The 20,437-nt window shown below is 63.8% G+C and carries 16 protein-coding genes; 5 read left to right on the plus strand and 11 right to left on the minus strand.

Annotation, left to right across the window (positions count from 1 at the left end):
- Nucleotides 1-9: 9 nt before the first annotated feature.
- The 5 genes from NH14_RS13680 to NH14_RS13700 all read right to left on the minus strand — a co-directional run bounded on the left by NH14_RS13680 (nucleotide 10) and on the right by NH14_RS13700 (nucleotide 5,003).
- Complete coding sequence (locus NH14_RS13680; protein ID WP_035522134.1) at nucleotides 10-501, minus strand: cupin domain-containing protein; 492 nt, start codon at nucleotides 499-501, stop codon at nucleotides 10-12.
- Nucleotides 502-587: 86 nt separating this feature from the next.
- Nucleotides 588-2,696 (minus strand): elongation factor G, encoded by a 2,109-nt coding sequence (gene fusA / locus NH14_RS13685; RefSeq protein ID WP_035522923.1) that lies wholly within the window; start codon nucleotides 2,694-2,696, stop codon nucleotides 588-590.
- Between the two features lie 412 nt (nucleotides 2,697-3,108).
- The gene (locus NH14_RS13690) at nucleotides 3,109-3,639 is read right to left on the minus strand and encodes a DUF192 domain-containing protein (protein WP_035522136.1); all 531 of its coding nucleotides are present in this window, start codon (nucleotides 3,637-3,639) and stop codon (nucleotides 3,109-3,111) included.
- Between the two features lie 206 nt (nucleotides 3,640-3,845).
- A complete protein-coding gene (locus NH14_RS13695) occupies nucleotides 3,846-4,061 on the minus strand; it encodes a hypothetical protein (RefSeq protein ID WP_035522139.1) in 216 nt (71 codons plus the stop codon).
- Between the two features lie 345 nt (nucleotides 4,062-4,406).
- Entirely contained in the window at nucleotides 4,407-5,003 is a 597-nt protein-coding gene (locus NH14_RS13700) for a pseudouridine synthase (protein ID WP_035522141.1), read from the minus strand.
- A gap of 319 nt (nucleotides 5,004-5,322) precedes the next feature.
- Here NH14_RS13700 and icd point away from each other — a divergent pair, with 319 nt between their 5' ends.
- Together icd and NH14_RS13710 are read left to right on the plus strand one after the other, a co-directional pair.
- Nucleotides 5,323-6,579: an NADP-dependent isocitrate dehydrogenase gene (gene icd / locus NH14_RS13705; protein WP_035522925.1), complete on the plus strand. Its 1,257-nt coding sequence runs from the start codon at nucleotides 5,323-5,325 to the stop codon at nucleotides 6,577-6,579.
- Nucleotides 6,580-7,375: 796 nt separating this feature from the next.
- Nucleotides 7,376-8,983 (plus strand): multicopper oxidase family protein, encoded by a 1,608-nt coding sequence (locus tag NH14_RS13710; RefSeq protein WP_035522143.1) that lies wholly within the window; start codon nucleotides 7,376-7,378, stop codon nucleotides 8,981-8,983.
- 135 nt (nucleotides 8,984-9,118) lie between these two features.
- Here the strand turns inward: NH14_RS13710 and cspD are convergent, their stop codons facing one another.
- Nucleotides 9,119-9,325, minus strand: coding sequence for a cold shock domain-containing protein CspD (cspD, locus tag NH14_RS13715; protein ID WP_017776809.1), 207 nt, complete (start codon nucleotides 9,323-9,325; stop codon nucleotides 9,119-9,121).
- A 662-nt stretch (nucleotides 9,326-9,987) separates the two neighbouring features.
- Between cspD and clpS the strand changes: the two genes are divergently transcribed.
- The 3 genes from clpS to NH14_RS13730 all read left to right on the plus strand — a co-directional run bounded on the left by clpS (nucleotide 9,988) and on the right by NH14_RS13730 (nucleotide 14,178).
- On the plus strand, nucleotides 9,988-10,302 hold the full coding sequence (gene clpS, locus NH14_RS13720; RefSeq protein WP_028205276.1) for an ATP-dependent Clp protease adapter ClpS: 315 nt from the start codon (nucleotides 9,988-9,990) through the stop codon (nucleotides 10,300-10,302).
- Nucleotides 10,299-12,590, plus strand: a complete 2,292-nt coding sequence (gene clpA, locus NH14_RS13725; protein ID WP_035522146.1) for an ATP-dependent Clp protease ATP-binding subunit ClpA — start codon at nucleotides 10,299-10,301, stop codon at nucleotides 12,588-12,590. The genes clpS and clpA overlap by 4 nt, the downstream gene beginning before the upstream one ends.
- 175 nt (nucleotides 12,591-12,765) lie before the next feature.
- Nucleotides 12,766-14,178: an amino acid permease gene (locus NH14_RS13730; protein ID WP_035522149.1), complete on the plus strand. Its 1,413-nt coding sequence runs from the start codon at nucleotides 12,766-12,768 to the stop codon at nucleotides 14,176-14,178.
- A gap of 82 nt (nucleotides 14,179-14,260) precedes the next feature.
- Here the strand turns inward: NH14_RS13730 and dut are convergent, their stop codons facing one another.
- From dut to ileS, 5 genes are all read right to left on the minus strand, one after another.
- Nucleotides 14,261-14,707, minus strand: a complete 447-nt coding sequence (gene dut / locus NH14_RS13735; RefSeq protein ID WP_035522152.1) for a dUTP diphosphatase — start codon at nucleotides 14,705-14,707, stop codon at nucleotides 14,261-14,263.
- A 14-nt stretch (nucleotides 14,708-14,721) separates the two neighbouring features.
- Nucleotides 14,722-15,729 (minus strand): LLM class flavin-dependent oxidoreductase, encoded by a 1,008-nt coding sequence (locus NH14_RS13740; protein WP_035522155.1) that lies wholly within the window; start codon nucleotides 15,727-15,729, stop codon nucleotides 14,722-14,724.
- Between the two features lie 67 nt (nucleotides 15,730-15,796).
- Complete coding sequence (gene coaBC / locus NH14_RS13745) at nucleotides 15,797-17,026, minus strand: bifunctional phosphopantothenoylcysteine decarboxylase/phosphopantothenate--cysteine ligase CoaBC (protein WP_035522158.1); 1,230 nt, start codon at nucleotides 17,024-17,026, stop codon at nucleotides 15,797-15,799.
- Between the two features lie 28 nt (nucleotides 17,027-17,054).
- Complete coding sequence (gene lspA, locus NH14_RS13750) at nucleotides 17,055-17,573, minus strand: signal peptidase II (RefSeq protein WP_035522162.1); 519 nt, start codon at nucleotides 17,571-17,573, stop codon at nucleotides 17,055-17,057.
- Nucleotides 17,573-20,425, minus strand: coding sequence for an isoleucine--tRNA ligase (gene ileS / locus NH14_RS13755; RefSeq protein WP_035522165.1), 2,853 nt, complete (start codon nucleotides 20,423-20,425; stop codon nucleotides 17,573-17,575). Before ileS ends, lspA begins: the two co-directional genes overlap by 1 nt.
- Nucleotides 20,426-20,437 lie beyond the last annotated feature (12 nt).

A 20,437-nucleotide genomic window follows, 5' to 3' on the forward strand; every position in this document is an offset into this window, starting at 1 on the left:
TATGAAGTATCAATGTTCGTGCGGATGGCGATGAATCGGATCGACCCAATAGACCGTTTCCGGCGCTTCTACAGCATCGATGTTCAGGTTCACGACTACGGCCTCATTATCGCTGCGCACGAGCACGCATTCGAGCGGATCGTCGGTGCTCGCGTTGATTTCCTGGTGCGGCACGTAGGGCGGCACGAAGATGAAGTCGCCCGGGCCCGCTTCGGCCGTGAATTCGAGGTGCTCGCCCCAGCGCATGCGCGCATGGCCGCGCACCACGTAGATCACGCTTTCGAGCGCGCCGTGATGATGCGCGCCCGTCTTCGCGTTCGGATGGATCGTCACCGTGCCGGCCCAGATTTTCTGCGCGCCCACGCGCGCCGCGTTGATCGCGGCGGCGCGGTTCATGCCAGGCGTTTGTGCCGTGTTCGTGTCGAGCTGGTCGCCGCGTATCACCTTGACGCCGTTCTCGCGCCAGTCGGGCGCGTGGTCGTGCTCATGGTCGTGACTCATCGCCGTGTCTCCTTTGAAAAAGCCCGCCCCTCGCGGGACGGGCTTCGAGTCAAACGCCTCGCGCGCGCAAGGCGTATGTGCACGTCTTATTGCTTCTTTGCGTTGATGACGGCTTCGGCTACGTTCTGCGGCGTTTCGGCGTAGTGCTTGAACTCCATCGTGTACGTGGCGCGGCCCTGCGTGAGCGAGCGCAGCGACGTGGAGTAACCGAACATCTCCGAAAGCGGCACTTCGGCGCGTACGATCTTGCCGCCGCCGCCCGCGATGTCCTCCATGCCCTGCACGATGCCGCGCCGGCTGGAGAGGTCGCCCATCACGTTGCCCATGAAGTCCTCGGGCGTTTCCACTTCCACCGCCATCATCGGCTCGAGCAGAACCGGCTTCGCTTTGCGCATCGCTTCCTTGAAGGCCATCGAGCCGGCCATGCGGAACGCGTTTTCGTTCGAGTCCACGTCGTGGTACGAGCCGAACGTGAGCGTCACCTTGGTGTCGACCACCGGGTAGCCCGCGAGCACGCCCGCCTTGAGCGTCTCCTGAATGCCCTTGTCGACGGCCGGGATGAACTCGCGCGGAATCACGCCGCCCTTGATGGCGTCGACGAACTCGTAGCCCTTGCCAGGCGGCTGCGGTTCGAGCGTGATGACCGCGTGGCCGTACTGGCCGCGCCCGCCCGATTGCTTGACGAACTTGCCCTCCACATCTTCGACCTTGTTCTTCACGGTCTCGCGATACGCGACCTGCGGCTTGCCGACGGTCGCCTCCACGCCGAACTCGCGCTTCATGCGGTCGACCAGAATTTCGAGGTGCAGCTCGCCCATGCCCGAGATGATGGTCTGGCCGGACTCCTCGTCGGTCTGCACGCGGAATGACGGGTCTTCCTGCGCGAGACGATTGAGCGCGATGCCCATCTTTTCCTGGTCGGCCTTGGTCTTCGGCTCGACGGCCTGCGAGATCACGGGCTCGGGGAAGATCATCTTTTCGAGCACGATCGCATGGGCCGGATCGCAGAGCGTATCGCCCGTCGTCGCTTCCTTCAGACCCACTGCCGCCGCGATGTCGCCCGCGCGCACCTCCTTGATTTCCTTGCGCTCGTTCGCGTGCATCTGCAGGATGCGCCCAAGCCGCTCCTTCTTGTCCTTCGTGGCGTTGAGCACCGTGTCGCCCGAATTCACGACGCCCGAATAGACGCGGAAGAAGATCAGCTGGCCGACGAACGGGTCGGTCATGATCTTGAACGCGAGCGCGGAGAACGGCTCGTCGTCGTTCGGATGGCGCTCGATCTCCTTGTCGTCGAGGTCGTGGCCGAGAATCGCGGGCACGTCCACCGGCGAGGGCAGATAGTCGATCACGGCGTCGAGCATGGCCTGCACGCCCTTGTTCTTGAACGCGCTACCGCACAGCATCGGCACGATCTCGTTGGCGATCGTGCGCTTGCGCAGCGCGCCCTTGATTTCCTCTTCGGTGAGGCTCTCGTGGTCGTGCAGATATTTCTCGAGCAGCACTTCGTCGGCCTCGGCGGCGGCTTCGACCATCTTTTCGCGCCACTCGTGCGCGAGTTCGACGAGGTTCGCGGGAATCTCCTCATATTCGAACTTCACGCCCTGGCTCTCGTCGTCCCAGACGATGGCCTTCATCTTCACGAGATCGACCACGCCCTGGAAGTGGTCTTCGGCGCCCACGGGAATCTGGATGGGCACGGCTACGCCTTTCAGGCGCTCGCCGATCTGCCGCTGCACGCGGAAGAAGTCCGCGCCCACGCGGTCCATCTTGTTGACGAACGCAATGCGCGGCACCTTGTACTTGTTCGCCTGGCGCCACACGGTTTCCGATTGCGGCTGCACGCCGCCCACGGAGTCGTACACCATGCAGGCGCCGTCGAGCACGCGCATGGAGCGCTCGACTTCGATGGTGAAGTCGACGTGCCCCGGGGTATCGATGATGTTGATGCGATGCTCGGGGTAATTGCCGGCCATGCCTTTCCAGAACGCGGTGGTCGCGGCCGAGGTGATGGTGATGCCGCGCTCCTGTTCCTGCTCCATCCAGTCCATGGTCGCCGCGCCGTCGTGAACCTCACCCAGCTTGTGGTTCACGCCGGTGTAGAAAAGGATGCGTTCGGTCGTCGTGGTTTTGCCGGCATCGATGTGAGCGCTAATCCCGATGTTGCGATAGCGCTCGATGGGAGTCTTGCGAGGCACGGTGATCTCCTTGGAATAACGCGCCATGGAAGGTGCCGGGCGGCGCGCGGCGCGGCCTGCGCGTGGTCCGGCGGTCCGTGCGGCGGCGTGCTCGGGGGCGCATCGAGGTGCTTCGAGCAAGCGCGCGTCGCGCGGCGGATTACTAGGATAGCGCTTGCGCGGCGCTTTTGCTGAAAGGGCGTCAGAGCCTCAGAAGGCGTCTTGTGGCGGGCGTCGCAGCGCCGCCTGGAGGGTTGGGCGCGCGAGCCAGGCGCGGGCAGGCGGTGCGCGACAAAGGTGCAAAAATGCGCGCAAAAAAGCCGGCGCCGCGAATTGCGGAAGCCGGCTCATGCGCGTCGAACGACGGCGGGGCGGCGGGACGGCCGAAAATCGGCGCCGGGCCGCCAGCGTTGGGCCGATGTTGCCCGAGCGCTTACTGCAGCGGCGGCAGGCCGTCGATCTTCATGCCGGGCTTGATGCCCTTCGCCGTGAACCAGCCCTTGCTCATTTCGAGCGCGTAGACGCCGTTATTGCGCGGGCAGTGGTTGTTGGTGGTTTCGGCCTGCATTTCGTCGATGTCGGTGATCGTGCCGTCTGCGCGCATGAACGCGATCGACAGCGGAATCAGCGTGTTCTTCATCCAGAAGCAGTGCACGGCGTTTTCGCCGAACACGAACAGCATGCCTTCGTTCGGGGCGAGTTGCGTGCGATACATGAGGCCTTGCTCGCGGTCCGTGTCATTGGCGGCCACGGCGGCGTCGATCACGAACATGCCCGCGGTGAGCTTCGTGTGCGGAAAATCGCCGGGCCGCTTGGCGCCGGGCGGCATCTGCTGCGCATGCGCCGCGCTGCTGGTGGCGGCCGCGGTGAACGTGAGGGCCGCCATGGTGCCGAGCGTGGCGGCGAGCGGAAAAGCGATGGCGAGCGCGCAACGCGCGATGAGCGGGCGCAGGGAAAATCGCACGAGTGAGCTCCTTGCTTGGGAATAATCCGCGCATGTTACGCGAGTACGCGAACGCGGGTCAAAACATGCAGCCGTAGTGGGGCCGTAGTTGGACGATACGCGGGCGATGCATAAACAAAAAGGCAGAGTGCCTTGCGACACTCTGCCTTTCGAACGCAGTGAAGATCGGCACGATGGGCCGTTCTCCGAAGCGTCTTTCAGAGAGCTTACTCCGAAGCTGCCGAAGCGGCTTCAGCCTTAGCTGCCTTCTTGTGCGACGACTTCTTGTGCGACGACTTCTTGTGCGTCGACGACTTGTGAGCCGTCGAAGCAGCAGCAGCCGGAGCTGCCGATGCCGGTGCAGCAGCTTCCGGAGCCGAAGCTTGTGCGAATGCAGCCGTTGCGAAGAGGCCAGCGACCAGAGCGGCGATCAGTTTGTTCATGTTGTGAATCCTCAGCTTGAGTTAATTAACCAAGTGACCCGGTTATTGGAGTCAGGTCGGTAAACGTGCCATCCACCTTTCGGTTGACAGTCGTGATCGACAAATTCAGAACGAATCGACGATCGCGTCTGCCAGCGGTCGGGAGCATGCATTGCTGCGGTGAACCCGTAAGGCTGAATGCCGGATAGCTTCGGGGCGGCATCTGCGTGAAATAACGCATGGTTTCGCGTACCGGTTGACGCGAAATCCTCATTTGTTTTTCTTTGCGCGGAATTCCCGAGGCAACGCGCCGATCTACGGCGCATGCGGCAAGCTGCAAATGACGGAAAAGTGCTTATGCAACAGTCACTTGTGTACCGTGCGCGTGGGTGTGGCGCGGCGCCAGGGGGCATCGGTGGACACTTCGGTGCTTGCGCCGGGGGCGAGGCCCAGCGAAAAAATATCGAGCGAGCCGATGGCCACGCGCACGAGACGCAGCGTCGGAAAGCCCACCGCCGCAGTCATGCGCCGCACCTGGCGATTCTTGCCTTCGCTGATGGCGAGTTCGATCCACGTGGTTGGAATCGCCGCGCGATAGCGAATGGGCGGCGTGCGCGGCCATAGGAGACCGGTGTCGGCATCGGCAATTTTTTTCGCGCGGCACGGCTGCGTCACAAAATCGCCAAGATCGACGCCGCGCTCGAGCGCGGCGAGCGCGTCCTCGCCGGGCGCGCCTTCGACCTGCGCCCAGTAGCGCTTCACGAGCTTGCGCTTCGGTTCGGCAATGCGGGCTTGCAGCGCGCCGTCGTCGGTGAGCAGCAGCAGACCTTCGCTGTCCGCATCGAGACGGCCAGCAGGGTAGACGCCCGGCGTCTTGACCCAATCCGCAAGCGACTGGCGTGTTTCGTGCGGCGAAAACTGGCAAATCGTGCCGAACGGTTTATTGAGGGCGATCAAGCGCATAGCGAGTAGGGCAAGCGTACCGGTGAGGAATGGGAATCGGGAATCAGGGCGCGCCGCGATATTAATGCATATTGCCCGGCATCGAATAACGGGTCTTATATAAGACATTAAACGTGCCCGGCGGGCGACGGCGGGCGACGGCGGGCGACGGCGCAGCGCAGCATGAATACATGAACGAGCCAGCGGGGCGGGCAGTCGGGCCGTGGGCTAGAATAACGACCAGACCCTGGCGCCGCGCACGGCCGCCTAGCAAATCGGGCACATGCCGTTTTCGAATCTGTTCGCGGTCGACAGACCGATTCCCCTACTGGAGTTGATCATGCCGTATCAGCACATTAAGGTCCCGGCTAGCGGTGAGAAGATCACCGTCAATCCGGATTTCTCGCTCAATGTCTCCGATCAGCCGATCATTCCGTACATCGAGGGCGACGGCACCGGCGTCGACATTACGCCGGTCATGCTCAAGGTGGTCGACGCGGCTGTCCAGAAAGCTTACGCGGGCAAGCGCAAGATCCACTGGATGGAGATCTACGCGGGCGAGAAGGCCACGCGCGTGTACGGCCCCGATGTGTGGCTGCCCGACGAGACGCTCGACGCCGTGAAGGAATATGTCGTGTCGATCAAGGGTCCGCTCACGACGCCGGTGGGCGGCGGCATCCGTTCGCTGAACGTGGCGATGCGCCAGCAGCTCGACCTCTATGTGTGCCTGCGTCCCGTGCAGTACTTCAAGGGCGTGCCCTCGCCCGTGCGCGCGCCGGAGAAGGTCAACATGGTGATCTTCCGCGAGAACTCGGAAGACATTTACGCGGGCATCGAGTGGCCCGCCGAATCGGAAGGCGCGAAGAAGATCATCAAGTTCCTGCGCGAGGAAATGGGCGTTTCCAAGATCCGTTTCCCGGACAGCTCGGGTCTCGGCATCAAGCCGGTTTCGCGCGAAGGCACCGAGCGTCTCGTGCGCAAGGCGATCCAGTATGCGATCGACAACGAACGCCGTTCGGTGACGCTCGTGCACAAGGGCAACATCATGAAGTTCACCGAAGGCGCGTTCCGCGACTACGGCTATGCGCTCGCGCAGAAGGAATTCGCGGCGGAACTCATCGACGGCGGCCCGTGGATGAAGGTCAAGAACCCGAAGACGGGCGGCGACATCGTGATCAAGGACGTGATCGCCGACGCGTTTCTCCAGCAGATCCTGCTGCGCCCGGCCGAGTACGACGTGATCGCCACGCTGAATCTGAACGGCGACTACATCTCGGACGCACTGGCGGCGCAGGTGGGCGGCATCGGCATCGCGCCCGGAGCGAACCTGTCGGACTCGGTGGCGATGTTCGAAGCGACGCACGGCACGGCGCCGAAGTACGCGGGCAAGGATTATGTGAATCCGGGCTCGGAGATTCTTTCGGCGGAAATGATGCTGCGCCACCTTGGCTGGACCGAGGCGGCGGATCTCATCATCGCTTCGATGGAGAAGTCGATTCTGCAAAAGCGCGTGACGTACGACTTCGCGCGGCTCATGGAGGGCGCGACGCAGGTGTCGTGCTCCGCGTTCGGGCAGGTGATGATCGACAATATGTAGGCGTAGTCCAGCAGGTTCGCCCGCAGGTTCGCGCCGCAACGTAAAAACCCCGACGGGGCTGTAAAGGCCGTCGGGGTTTTTTGCGCTTTGGTGTGCCCGCTTTGGCTTGCCGGAAAATGATTCTGATTGATTCGATATGCGAATTGATGCGGGAATCAAATCCGCTACTCGCTCAGACGCGTAATCCTCTGCCCTTGTCATGGCATGCCGTGCGATGTGGTATGCGCAGCGGCGACGACTGTGCGTTATCATGACGCCCATCAATTGAGCTCATTCGCCGTCTTGTTTCGCATGACTTTTCTGTGTCGTCTCCTCGTTGTTGGTTTGCTCGCGCTCCTTGCCATGAGCGGCGCTAGCGCGTGCGAGCCCGTGCAGCAAGACGCGAGTTCATCGCCGGTTTCGCATGTTGCGCATCGGGCCGTTGCAGCGGACGATCATTGCGGCGTCACAGAGCCTGCAAGTACGCATGACCACTGCGCCGGCCATGCGAACGATTGCGCCGCAAGCTGTTGTGGACATTGCGCCGCGCCGCCTGTCGGCACGCGAATCGGTACAGGCGTGCCCGAGCGCTCCCCGCGCATTGCGCCTGCCGCCGCACTGCGCGCGGGCATCACGCACGCTCCGCCGCTACCGCCTCCCATCGTCTGAACGCGGGCGCCTCGCCTCAAGGGCGGAAGTGCCCGATGCATGTCCGAGCGGATTCGTCGTGCGGTGAGCGCACGCGAAGCCAATGGCTACATGCGCGGCGCGCTGTCACTGCGCGTTGCGTCGTCAGGTGTGTTTGAGGAATTCATTGATGAAACGCAGAACTTTTTTGTCCGGCGCGTTGAGCGCCGCCACGGCGTCGCTGTTTGCGCGCGCGGCGCTGGCCCAGCAAAGCGGCCATGCGATGTCCGACATGTCCGGCATGAGCGGGGCGTCTGCCGCCATGATGCACGCGCAGACGCCGCTCGCGGCTGCCGACGCATTGCCCGTCGGCGCGCCGCTCGCGACGTTGCGAACGCTGTCGAACGAGAGCCGCGAAGCAGGGCATTTTCGTGCGACGCTGATCGCCCGGCCCGTCACGCGGCCCCTGCTCGCGGGTCAGCCGGGCACCACTTTCTGGCAATACGACCCGGGCAATCATACCGATCAGGCCGATGACGCCGGCCCCGGGATCGGTCCGTTGATCGACGTGCACGAAGGCGACACCGTCGAGATCCGCTTCGTCAACCGGCTGCCGCAGCCGTCCACGATTCATTGGCACGGTCTGCCTGTGCCGCCCGATCAGGACGGCAACCCCATGAACCTCGTGGCACCAGGCGACGAACGCGTCTACCGGTTCACGCTGCCCAAGGGGAGCGCCGGCACCTACTGGTATCACCCGCATCCGCACATGCACACGTCCGAGCAGGTGTTTCGCGGGCTTGCGGGTCCGATCGTCGTGCGCGCCGCGAGCGATCCGCTGGCGGCCTGGCCGGAGCGTCATCTGTTCGTTTCCGACCTCAAGCTTGGCGCTGATGGCACGATTCCCGAGAACGGCATGATGGACTGGATGAACGGTCGAGAAGGCCAGTTCGTCCTCGTGAACGGCGCGCGCGAGCCGCGCATCGACGTCGTGCGCGATGAGCGCTGGCGTGTCTGGAACGGCTGCAGTGCGCGTTATCTGCTGCTGGCGTTCGACGATGGCCGTGCATTCGCGCAGGTCGGGACCGACGGCGGCCTGCTTGCCGCGCCGCGCGAGGGCGTGACTTCGCTGCTGCTCGCGCCCGGTGAGCGCGCCGAGCTGATCGTGCGCGCGGGCGAGGGCGCGTCACGCGCGCGCTTGATGGCCGCGCAGTACGACCGGCGCAAGATGGCGATGTCGCACGGCAGCCTGTCGCCCACGCCGTCGGCCGCATTGGCTCAGGTGCAATTCGCGCCGCGTGACGAGGCGCCGGCATTGCCCGCGCAGTTGCGTACGATCGAACCGCTGGCGCCGCGTGGCAAGACCACGGCGGCGCTCACGCAAAAATCCGTGGTGTTCAGCGAAGTCATGGACATGCATGCAATGCACCAGCCGGGAGCATCGCAATCGGGCATGCCGCGCGGCATGCAATTCATGATCAACGGCACAACCTACGATCCCGAGCGCGTCACGCTAACGAGCCGTCGCGGGGAAGTCGAGCATTGGACGATTGCGAACCAGACGGACATGGATCATCCGTTCCATCTGCACGGTACGCAGTTCCAGGTAATCTCGCGCGAAACGGGGGCAAAGCGCGTGGACGAGCCGTATCTCGCATGGCGCGATACCGTCAACGTGAAACCCGGGGAAAGCGTGCATATCGCGACCGTGCAGAACCTCGCGGGCGAGCGCATGTTCCATTGCCATATCGTCGAACATGAGGACCTCGGCATGATGGGCACGCTGCGCGTGATCTAGCACGCGGATTGCAAAACTCACGTGAAATTCATGTGAATCCGCGCAAAGCCGATGTGGCAAAAGCGGGCGGCGAGGCGTCCGCCCAAAAAGAAACCCGGCCGAAGCCGGGTTTCTCAGGTACAGGTACCGAACGGATCAGGCAGCTGCCTGAATGTTCGATGCCTGCTTACCCTTCGGGCCTTGCACGACCTCGAAGCTCACCTTCTGACCTTCTTTGAGGGTCTTGAAGCCATTCATCTGGATGGCCGAAAAGTGAGCGAACAGATCCTCACCGCCTTCGTCCGGCGTGATGAATCCGAAACCCTTCGCGTCGTTGAACCACTTAACCGTACCGGTTGCCATACCAACTTCCCCTGTAACTCATGTCACTACCACGAGCAGTTCGAAAAGCTAAACGATCGCAGAGTGCGAACGCCCCCTCCTCACAAGCTCACCAACGGCATTTTTTCGAAAATATAGGCGGTTGAAAAAAGTGCCAGCTTGATTGTTGGGGCTCTTTATTCTGCTGTCAAGAATATTTTGAGACGTTATCTGACGCGTTGTAAAGAGCGCATTCCAGGGGTTTTTCCGGCTTTTCTTGCGACTCCGCCCGCCGGAAATCCGAGCCTGTTGCCGACGCACTCATCCGGTTCGTTTTTTATCCGGTCGGAGTTACACGAGCTGTCTTGAAAAGTCGCATAATCGACTCACATGGGATGCACCGCAGCACGAAATTTGCACGCATGCGTACGCCGGCCGACAGTGGCTGCCCACCTGCGCACGCAGGTTGTGCGATACTCGATTCGACGGTGGCCCGAAAGCTGCTGGCAGAATGGTTCGAACCGGCCCCGCAGCCGGGCGCCCGCAAAGGTACGGTTTGAAGTACGGGTTGGGCGAGGCTGATCGAGTCCGGGAAAACGGGGCTGCGCCGGGATTGTCCGCACGGCGCCGCAGCCCGGTTCACCGGACGGCCGGTCGGGTTTCGGCAGGATTGCGGGCCTGTCCGAGTTGTTTAGAATGGGTGTATGGCGATTATCCCGGACAAGCAGGATTCAACCGTAGTGGAGCGGCAGGAGCAAAAGGTCAAACCGCCCTCCATGTACAAGGTCGTGCTGATGAACGACGACTACACGCCGATGGAATTCGTCGTAATGGTCGTGCAGGAGTATTTCAATAAGGATCGTGAGACCGCAACACAGATCATGTTGAAGGTGCATCGCGAGGGCAGGGGCGTTTGTGGGGTCTATACGCGGGACATCGCGTCGACCAAGGTTGAGCAAGTCGTTACCCACGCGCGGCAAGCGGGGCACCCGCTGCAGTGTGTGATGGAGGAAGCATGATTGCCCAGGAACTGGAAGTCAGCCTGCACATGGCGTTCATGGAAGCACGTCAGGCGCGGCATGAGTTCATTACGGTCGAGCATCTTTTGCTCGCGCTGCTGGATAACCCAACAGCTGCGGAAGTGCTGCGAGCGTGCGCTGCGAATATCGAAGACCTGCGACAGAACCTGCGCAACTTTATTCACGACAACACCCCTACCGTTCCCGGCACGGATGACGTCGATACGCAGCCGACGCTCGGGTTCCAGCGCGTGATCCAGCGCGCGATCATGCACGTCCAGTCCACCTCCAACGGCAAGAAGGAAGTGACGGGCGCGAACGTGCTGGTCGCGATCTTCGGCGAGAAGGACTCGCACGCGGTGTACTACCTGCAGCAGCAGGGCGTTACGCGTCTGGACGTGGTGAATTTCATTTCGCACGGCATCGCGAAGACCGGCAGCGGCGAAGCCGCCAAGGCCAGCGACGCGAACGCCGAAGCCGAAGACGCGGCAGGCCAGAAAGAAACCCCGCTCGCCCAGTTCACGCAGAATCTGAACCAGATGGCGAAGGATGGCCGCATCGACCCGCTGATCGGGCGCGAGCTCGAAGTCGAGCGCGTGGTGCAGGTGCTGTGCCGTCGCCGCAAGAACAATCCGCTGCTCGTGGGTGAAGCCGGCGTGGGCAAGACTGCCATCGCCGAAGGCCTTGCCTGGCGCATCACGCGCGGCGAAGTGCCGGACATTCTCGCGGATGCACAGGTCTACTCGCTCGACATGGGCGCGCTGCTGGCGGGCACCAAATATCGCGGCGACTTCGAGCAGCGTCTGAAGACGGTGTTGAAGGAGCTCAAGGAGCGTCCGCACGCGATTCTTTTCATTGACGAGATTCATACGCTGATTGGCGCGGGCGCCGCATCGGGCGGCACGCTCGATGCTTCGAACCTGCTCAAGCCGGCGCTTTCGTCGGGCACGCTCAAGTGCATCGGCGCGACCACCTTCACGGAATACCGTGGCATCTTCGAGAAAGACGCGGCGCTGTCGCGGCGTTTCCAGAAGGTGGACGTGGTCGAGCCGACCGTCGAGCAGACGGTGGCCATCCTGCGCGGCCTCAAGTCGCGCTTCGAGGAGCACCACGGCGTGAAGTATTCGTCGGGCGCTTTGAACGCAGCGGCTGAGCTTTCGGCGCGCTTCATCACCGACCGTCATTTGCCTGACAAGGCGATCGACGTGATCGACGAAGCAGGCGCGGCGCAGCGCATCCTGCCGAAGTCGAAGCAGAAGAAGACCATCGGCAAGAGCGAGATCGAAGAGATCATCTCGAAGATCGCGCGCGTGCCGGCGCAAAGCGTGTCGCAGGACGATCGCAGCAAGCTGCAGACGCTCGACCGCGATTTGAAGGCCGTCGTTTTCGGGCAGGATCCCGCCATCGACGCGCTTTCGGCTTCGATCAAGATGGCGCGCGCGGGTCTGGGCAAGACCGACAAGCCGATTGGCTCATTCCTGTTCTCCGGCCCCACGGGCGTCGGCAAGACCGAAGTGGCTCGCCAGCTCGCGTTCACGCTCGGCATCGAACTGATCCGCTTCGACATGTCGGAGTACATGGAGCGCCATGCGGTGAGCCGTCTGATCGGCGCGCCGCCGGGATACGTGGGGTTCGATCAGGGCGGTCTGCTCACCGAAGCCGTCACGAAGAAGCCGCACTGCGTGCTGCTGCTCGACGAAATCGAGAAGGCGCACCCGGACATCTTCAACGTGCTGCTGCAGGTGATGGACCATGGCACGCTGACCGATAACAACGGCCGCAAGGCGGACTTCCGCAACGTCATCATCATCATGACGACGAATGCAGGCGCGGACACGATGAACAAGTCGACGATCGGTTTCACGACCCGGCGCGAGCAGGGCGACGAAATGGCCGACATCAAGCGGCTGTTCACGCCCGAGTTCCGCAACCGGCTCGATGCGACGATCAGCTTCCGTGCGCTCGATGAGGAAATCATCATGCGCGTGGTCGACAAGTTCCTCATGCAACTGGAAGACCAGTTGCACGAGAAGAAGGTCGACGCGCTCTTCACCGACGCGCTGCGCAAGCATCTGGCCAAGCACGGCTTCGACCCGCTGATGGGCGCGCGGCCGATGCAGCGCCTGATCCAGGACACGATCCGCCGTGCGCTCGCCGACGAACTGCTGTTCGGCAAGCTCATGAACGGCGGCCGCGTGACCGTGGACGTCGACGACGAGGACAAGATCCAGCTTACGTTCGACGCGCAACCGGCGCCGCGCAATCCGGAAGCGGTGGAAGTCGAATAAGCACTGCTTGCCGCTAACGCACAACGGCGTAGCCCTTGACGGGTTACGCCGTTTTATTTCGAGGTCAAAGTATCAGGAATCCGAAGTGATTTTTTGCGGCCCTCGCGGTGCGTGAGACGCCTCAAAGTAAAATAGGCGTTCATTCACAGCGTCAGCGCAAAGCAGGGGTGTAAAAGTGGTACCACGTAAATCGGGCGCGTTCGACTCCATCGTCGAGCGCGAGCAGGGGCTGCGCCAGGGCTTGTCCGCAGGCCAGATGACGATGATCGCCATCGGCGGCGCGGTGGGAACCGGGCTCTTTCTCGGCAGCGGTTTTGCCATCGGTTTCGCCGGGCCGGGCGTGCTCGTGTCCTATGCGATCGGCGCGCTGATCGCTCTGTTGCTGATGGGCGCGCTGGCCGAGATGACCGTCGCGCATCCAACCTCCGGTTCGTTCGGCGCGTATGCGGAGCACTACATCGGCCCGCTGGCCGGCTTCGTCGTGCGCTATGCGTACTGGTCCGCCTACGTGCTGGCCGTGGGCACCGAAGTGGCGGCCATCGCCATCTACATGAAGTTCTGGCTGCCGCACGTGCCGGGGCTCTACTGGATTGTCGGCTTCTCGGCGGCGTTGATCGCCGTGAACGCCATGAGCGTGCGGGCCTACGGCACCATCGAGTATCTCTTTTCCAGTCTCAAGATCGCGGCGATCATCGCGTTCATCGTGCTCGGCGCCTGGTTCGTTTGGCGCGCGCCCGCCAGTTCGGGCGTCGGGTTCGCGAACTACACGTCGCACGGCGGGCTGCTGCCCAAGGGCTGGTGGGGCGTGTGGGTGGGCACGATCGTCTCGCTTTTCAGCTACCTCGGCGTGGAAACCATCGCGGTTGCTGCCGCGGAGGCCAAGGATCCGGCGCGCGCCGTCACGCGGGCGTTCCGCGCCACGGTGCTGCGCCTCGTGCTGTTCTATCTGCTCACGCTCGCGCTGATGCTCGCCATCGTCCCCTGGACCGAGGCGGGCGGCAACGAAAGCCCTTTCGTGAAGGTGATGGCCGAAACCGGCGTGCCGTACGCCGCCGGGGCGATCAACTTTATCGTGCTCGTGGCCGCGCTCTCGGCCATGAACAGCCAGCTCTACATCACCACGCGCATGATGTTCAGCCTCTCGCGCGCGGGCTACGCGCCGGCGATGTTCGGGCGCCTCACGGCCAGTGGCGTGCCGACCGCGGCGCTCTCGCTGTCGACCATTGGCATTGCCGTGGCGGCCGTGCTCAATGCGCTTTGGCCGCAGGCGGCGTTCACGCTGATGATGTCGATCGCGATGTTCGGCGCGATGTTCACATGGCTCATGATCTTCGTGACGCAGATTTTTTTCCGCGTGCGTCGCGCGCGCGACGGGAGCGCGCCGCTCGCATTCCGCATGTGGGGCTTTCCGTTCACAAGCGTGCTGGGCGCGCTGCTGATGCTCGGCATTCTGGTCGGCACGGCGTTCACGCGCGAATTCCGCATGACGCTCGCGTATGGGCTCGCGTTTCTCGCGGTGCTCGTAGTGGCCTATGCGCTGTGGTATCGCGGCAGGCAGCCCGCCGCACGGGCTCAAGAGTCGCTCTGAACGCAAAAAAGCACGCCGCAAGCGTGCTTTTTTGTTGCTGCCGGGCGCGCCAGATTCGGGCCGGGCGCGTTTGGGCGGGGGCTCAGTGCTTGCCCGTGCTGCCGAAGCCGCCTGCGCCGCGCTCGCTCTGTTCGAAGTCGTCGACGATGTTGAACTGCGCCTGCAGCACCGGCACGATCACGAGTTGCGCGAGGCGCTCCATCGGATTGAGCGTGAACGTGGTGTGGCCGCGGTTCCAGGTAGAGATCATCAGCTCGCCCTGGTAGTCGGAGTCGATCAGGCCGACGAGATTGCCGAGCACGATGCCGTGCTTGTGACCAAGGCCCGAGCGCGGCAGGATCAGCGCGGCGTAGCCGGGATCTGCCAGGTGGACCGCGAGGCCGGTGGGCACGAGCTTCGTCTCGCCGGGTTCGAGCGTGATTGGCGTATCGAGGCAGGCGCGCAAATCGAGGCCGGCGCTGCCCGGCGTGGCGTAGTGGGGCAGCTGGTCGCGCATGCGTTCGTTCAGGATCTTGATGTCGATCTTCATAGGGTTCCGTTGGATTATTGGTTTCGAGGCAACTGGAAGGCCTCGGCGAGAAGTTCGTAGGAGCGCAGGCGCGCCTCATAACTGCCTGCGACGGTCAGCACGACGAGCTCATCGGCGCGAAAGTCGTCCTTGAGCGCGTGCAGGCGCTCGGTGACGCGCTCGGGCGTGCCGATGATGCTGCGCGGCTTTTCGCGGTCGATCACGAGTTGTTCGCGCTCGCCGTATTCCTGCGCGCGGCCTTGTTCGAGGCTCGGAATCGGCGCGTTCAGTCCGTAGGCCATCTGCACGCGGCGCAGGTCGACGGCTTTTTCGAGGTCGGCGGCTTCGGCTTCGGTATCGGCGCAGATCGCAAACACCGCGCACGCGAGATACGGCTTTTGTTCGTGGCCAGGCTGGAAGGTGTCGCGGTAGGCGTTGGCCACCAGATGCCCGAAGTGGGCGTTGATGAAATGCGCGAACGAGAAACGCAGCCCGAATTGCGCCGCGAGCGCGCCGCCGAAATCGCTCGAACCCAGCACCCAGAGCTGCGGGCGCGTGGAGATTTGCGGCTGCAGCACGACGCCATGCGCGAGGTGGTCGGCGGGCAGCGTGCCTTCCATCAGGCCGACGAGATCCTGCACCTGCTGCGTGAACTGGTCACCGCGATTGTAAGCGCCCGCCGCGACGGCCTGCGCGGTGCGCATGTCGCCGCCGGGGGCGCGGCCCACACCCAGATCGACGCGTCCCGGGAACAGCGCCTCGAGCATCATGAATTGCTCGGCGACTTTGAACGGGCTGTAGTAGGGCAGCATAATGCCGCCCGAGCCGATGCGGATGCGTTTGGTTACGCTGCCGAGGCGCGCGAGCATGACTTCGGGGGCGGGGTTGCATACGCCCAGCAGGCCGTGGTGCTCGGCGCACCAGTAGCGCGTGTAGCCGAGGTCGTCGGCGAGCTGTGCGAGTTCGACGGTGGCGGCGATAGCGTCCGCCGCAGTGCGCCCGGCGATCACGGGCGACTGGTCCAGTACGGAAAGCAGTGTCATGGCAGTACTGCTCCTTCACTTCGTTCGCGGCGCCGCGTGCCAGCGCCCGAGGGCGCCGGCGCGCGCATTACGAGATGATGCTCGGGTCCGGCAGACGCTTCGCGATTTCTGCGATTAGCGTCTGCGCGAGCGCCTGCTTGGCCGCGCGCGGCAGCGGCGTGCGGCCGGCGGCTTCGAACAGCACGACTTCGTTGTCGTCCTGGCCGAAGGTCAGCGGGCCGAGATTGCCGATCAGGAGCGGCACGTTTTTGCGCGCGCGCTTTTCTGCGCCGTGCACCTCGAGGTCGCCGCTTTCGGCGGCGAAGCCCACGCAGTACGGCGGATTCGGCATAGCCGCGACCGACGCCAGAATGTCGGGGTTCTCGACGAAACTGAACGTGGGCATGCGGTGCTCGGCCGTCTTCTTGATCTTGTGCGCGGCGACGTGATCGACGCGCCAGTCGGCCACCGCGGCCACGCCGATGAAGACATCGGCATCACTCGCTTCGCGCATTACCGCGTCGTACATCTGCTGCGCGGTCTGCACGTCTTCGCGCCAGACGCCCCACGGCGTGGGCAACGCAACGGGGCCCGCGACCAGATGCACCTCGGCGCCGGCTTGCTGCGCCGCGCGCGCGAGCGCGAAGCCCATCTTGCCGCTCGAGCGGTTCGTGATGCCGCGCACCGGGTCGAGCGGCTCGAAGGTCGGGCCCGCCGTGATCAGCAGCCTGCGGCCGGCCAGCACCTTGGGCGCGAAGAACGCGACGATGGCCTCGTAAATGGCTTCCGGCTCCAGCATGCGCCCGTCGCCGACTTCGCCGCAAGCCTGCGGGCCGGAGTCGGGGCCGAGCGTCTCGACGCCGTCGGCACGCAGTTGCGCGACGTTGCGCTGCGTGGCTGGGTTGTTCCACATCTGCCGGTTCATGGCCGGCACGACCAGCAGCGGGCAGTCGCGCGCAACGCACAGCGTGGCGAGCAGGTCGTCGGCGAAACCGTTGGCGAGTTTGGCGATGAAATCGGTGGAGGCGGGCGCGATGACGATGGCGTCCGCTTCGCGCGAGAGGTCGATGTGCGCCATGTTATTGGGCACGCGGCCGTCCCACTGGCTCGTGTAGACGGAGCGGCCCGAGAGCGCCTGCATCGTGACCGGCGTGATGAACTGGGTGGCCGCCTCGGTCATCACGATTTGCACGGTCGCACCGGCCTTGGTCAGGAGGCGCGTGAGCTCGGCGATCTTGTAACAGGCGATGCCGCCCGTCATGCCGAGCACGAGGTGGCGGCCGGCCAGTTCGCCCGGGGTTGCAGCGGAGGTGTTCAAATCAAGTCTCCCTCTACTTCACGCTGTGTTAGCGCGAGCCGCGCACGCGCCGCAATTCGTCGAGCACCAGCAGGATGGCACCAACGGTGATCGCGCTGTCGGCAACGTTGAACGCCGGCCAGTGCGACGCGCCCAGGTGGAAATCGAGGAAGTCGATCACATGGCCGTACATCAGGCGGTCGATCACGTTGCCGAGCGCGCCGCCAAGTATCAGCGCGAGTGCGGTGCAAAAGAGGCGCTGCCCCGCGTGGCGCTTGAGCAGGTAGCCGATCACGATGGCCGCGACCACGCCGAGCGCCGTGAATGCCCAGCGCTGCCAGCCGCCCGCCGCTGCAAGGAAGTTGAACGCGGCCCCCTTGTTGTAGACCAGCACGAGATTGAAGAACGGCGTGACCACGCGGCCTTCGCCATAGCTGAACATCCGCGAGATCGCGATCTTCGTGAGCTGGTCAGCGAGGATCACGATCACCGCGATGCCGAGCCACGGCGCGAGCGTGCCGTGCGCGCCGCTCGACTTCGACTGTTTCGGCAGGGTCGTTTTGGCCATTATGCCGCGCTCCGCGCTTCGCCGTTGCCGAACAGATTGGCCACGCAGCGGCCGCACAGGCCCGGGTGTTCGGCGTTCGCGCCGACGTCTTCGCGGTAGTGCCAGCAGCGCTCGCACTTGAGGTACTTCGAGGTGACGACTTCGACGCCTTCGTCGGCTTCGCTCGCGACCTTCACGACTTCGGCCGCCGAGGTGATCAGCACGAACTTGAGGTCTTCGCCCAGCGAAGTGAGTGCGTCATGGCGCGCGCCGCTCGCCAGAATGCGTACCTCGGCCTGCAGCGACGAGCCGATCTGGTTCGCCACGCGCGCCTCTTCAAGCGCTTTCGTCACGTTGCCGCGGACTTCGCGCAGGAGCGTCCATTTGGCGATCAGCTCGGGCGCCGCTTCGATGTCCGGGAACGCGTGGAACGTCTCGGTGAAGATGGTCGTGCTGTGCGGCTGGAACACCTTCCAGGCTTCTTCGGCCGTGAACGAGAGGAACGGCGCGAGGATGCGCAGCAGGCTGTGCGTGATGTGATGCAGCGCGGTCTGCGCGGCGCGGCGCGCGGCCGAATCGGGCGCGCTCGTGTACAGGCGGTCCTTGAGCACGTCCAGATAGAAGCCGCCCATGTCTTCCGAGCAGAACGTCTGCAGCTTCGCCACGACCGGGTGGAACTCGTAGCGGTCATAGTGGGACAGCACGTCGCTTTGCAGCGTGTGCGTGAGCGCGACGGCGTAGCGGTCGATTTCGAGCCACTCGCTGGCGGGCAGCGCATGTTTTTCGAAGTCGAAGTCCGACAGGTTCGAAAGCAGGAAGCGCAGCGTGTTGCGGATGCGGCGGTAGCCTTCGGTTACGCGCTTGAGAATTTCCTCCGAAATCGCCAGCTCGCCCGAATAGTCGGTCGAGGCGATCCACAGACGGATGATTTCCGCGCCCAGACGGTTCGCCACCTCATGCGGATCGACGCCGTTGCCGAGCGACTTCGACATCTTGCGGCCTTCGCCGTCCACCGTGAAGCCGTGCGTGAGCAGCGCGTTGTACGGCGGGCGGCCATCGAGCATCGAAGCCGTGAGCAGCGACGAGTGGAACCAGCCGCGGTGCTGGTCCGAGCCTTCGAGGTACAGGTCGGCCGGGAACTGGAGCTCGTCCTTATGCGAGCCGCGCAGCACGTGCCAGTGCGTCGTGCCCGAGTCGAACCACACATCGAGCGTGTCGCGGTTCTTTTCGTACATATTGGCGTCGTCGCCGATCAACTCGCGCGCGTCGAGCGTCTGCCACGCCTCGATACCTTCCTTTTCCACGCGCTTCGCGACTTCTTCGAGCAGCTCCAGCGTGCGCGGATGCAGCTCGCCGGTTTCCTTGTGCACGAAGAACGCCATCGGCACGCCCCATTGGCGCTGGCGCGAGAGCGTCCAGTCGGGGCGGTTCGCGATCATCGAATAGAGGCGCTGCTTGCCCCACGACGGGTAGAACGCGGTCGCCTCGATGCCTTCGAGCGCCGTCTCGCGCAGCGTCTTGCCGCCGTCCTTCGGCGTGACGTCCATGCCCGCGAACCACTGCGAGGTGGCGCGGTAGATGATGGGCGTCTTGTGGCGCCAGCAGTGCATGTAGCTGTGCACGTACTTTTCGCTGCGCAGCAGGGTGCCGGCCGCGTCCAGCGCGTCGACGATCTGCGGGTTCGCGGCCCAGATCGTGAGACCGCCGAACAGCGGCAGCGATTCGATGTAGCGGCCATCGCCCATCACGGGGCTGATGATGTCCGAATCGGCCATGTTGTGCGCCTTGCACGACACGAAGTCTTCCACGCCGTAGGCGGGCGCAGAGTGCACGATGCCCGTGCCGGTGTCGGTCGTCACGTAGTCGCCGAGATAGATGGGCGAGGTGCGCTTGTAGCCCGGATGCGCCGAGGCGAGCGGGTGGTTGAAGCGCAGGTTCGCGAGCTTCTCGCCCTTCGTGGTGGCGACGATCCTGCCGGTCAGGCCGAAGTCCTTCATGCAGGCTTCGACGCGCTCGACCGCCAGGATCAGCAGGCCGCGCTCGGTGTCGACGAGCGCGTAGTCGATCTCCGGATGCACGTTGAGCGCCTGGTTCGACGGAATGGTCCACGGCGTGGTGGTCCAGATCACGATGCCGCCTTCCTCGCGCGGCAGGGCGGCGAGGCCGAACGCGGCCGCCGTCTGCTCGGGTTGCGCGAACGTGAACAGCACGTCGATGGTCGGATCGGTCTTGTCCTTGTACTCGACCTCGGCCTCGGCGAGCGCCGAGCCGCAGTCGAAGCACCAGTTCACGGGCTTCAGGCCCCGGAAGACATAGCCCTTCTCGATGATCTTCGCGAGCGCACGGATCTCGTTCGCCTCGTTCACGAAGTTCATGGTCTTGTACGGGTTGTCCCAGTCGCCGAGCACGCCGAGGCGCTTGAAGCCGGCCTTCTGCGTCTCGATCTGGCCGGCCGCGTACTCGCGCGCCTTCTTCATCACTTCCTGAGCCGGCAGCGACTTGCCGAACTGCTTTTCGATCTGGATTTCGATCGGCATGCCGTGGCAGTCCCAGCCCGGCACGTAGACCGCGTCATAGCCCGCGAGATTGCGCGCCTTGACGATCATGTCCTTGAGGATCTTGTTGACCGCGTGGCCGAGGTGGATGTCGCCGTTCGCATACGGCGGGCCGTCGTGCAGGATGAACTTCTTGCGGCCCTTCGAGGCTTCCCGGATCTGCTTGTAGATGCCTTTTTCTTCCCACTCCTTGACCCATTGCGGCTCGCGCTTGGGCAAGTCGCCGCGCATCGGGAACGGGGTGTCCAGAAGATTGACGGGGTACTTCGATTCGGACTTCTGCGCGGCTTTGCCGGAGGATGCTTTCTTGTCGCTCATGGTGAGATCACG

This window comes from Paraburkholderia sacchari, assembly GCF_000785435.2.
GTDB lineage: Bacteria > Pseudomonadota > Gammaproteobacteria > Burkholderiales > Burkholderiaceae > Paraburkholderia > Paraburkholderia sacchari.

Coding starts and splice junctions, on each gene's coding strand:
- NH14_RS13680 (WP_035522134.1), bottom strand. CDS start 501: ATGAGTCACGACCATGAGCACGACCACGCGCCCGACTGGCGCGAGAAC.
- NH14_RS13695 (WP_035522139.1), bottom strand. CDS start 4,061: ATGAACAAACTGATCGCCGCTCTGGTCGCTGGCCTCTTCGCAACGGCT.
- NH14_RS13700 (WP_035522141.1), bottom strand. CDS start 5,003: ATGCGCTTGATCGCCCTCAATAAACCGTTCGGCACGATTTGCCAGTTT.
- icd (WP_035522925.1), top strand. CDS start 5,323: ATGCCGTATCAGCACATTAAGGTCCCGGCTAGCGGTGAGAAGATCACC.
- NH14_RS13710 (WP_035522143.1), top strand. CDS start 7,376: ATGAAACGCAGAACTTTTTTGTCCGGCGCGTTGAGCGCCGCCACGGCG.
- cspD (WP_017776809.1), bottom strand. CDS start 9,325: ATGGCAACCGGTACGGTTAAGTGGTTCAACGACGCGAAGGGTTTCGGA.
- clpS (WP_028205276.1), top strand. CDS start 9,988: ATGGCGATTATCCCGGACAAGCAGGATTCAACCGTAGTGGAGCGGCAG.
- clpA (WP_035522146.1), top strand. CDS start 10,299: ATGATTGCCCAGGAACTGGAAGTCAGCCTGCACATGGCGTTCATGGAA.
- dut (WP_035522152.1), bottom strand. CDS start 14,707: ATGAAGATCGACATCAAGATCCTGAACGAACGCATGCGCGACCAGCTG.
- NH14_RS13740 (WP_035522155.1), bottom strand. CDS start 15,729: ATGACACTGCTTTCCGTACTGGACCAGTCGCCCGTGATCGCCGGGCGC.
- lspA (WP_035522162.1), bottom strand. CDS start 17,573: ATGGCCAAAACGACCCTGCCGAAACAGTCGAAGTCGAGCGGCGCGCAC.
- ileS (WP_035522165.1), bottom strand. CDS start 20,425: ATGAGCGACAAGAAAGCATCCTCCGGCAAAGCCGCGCAGAAGTCCGAA.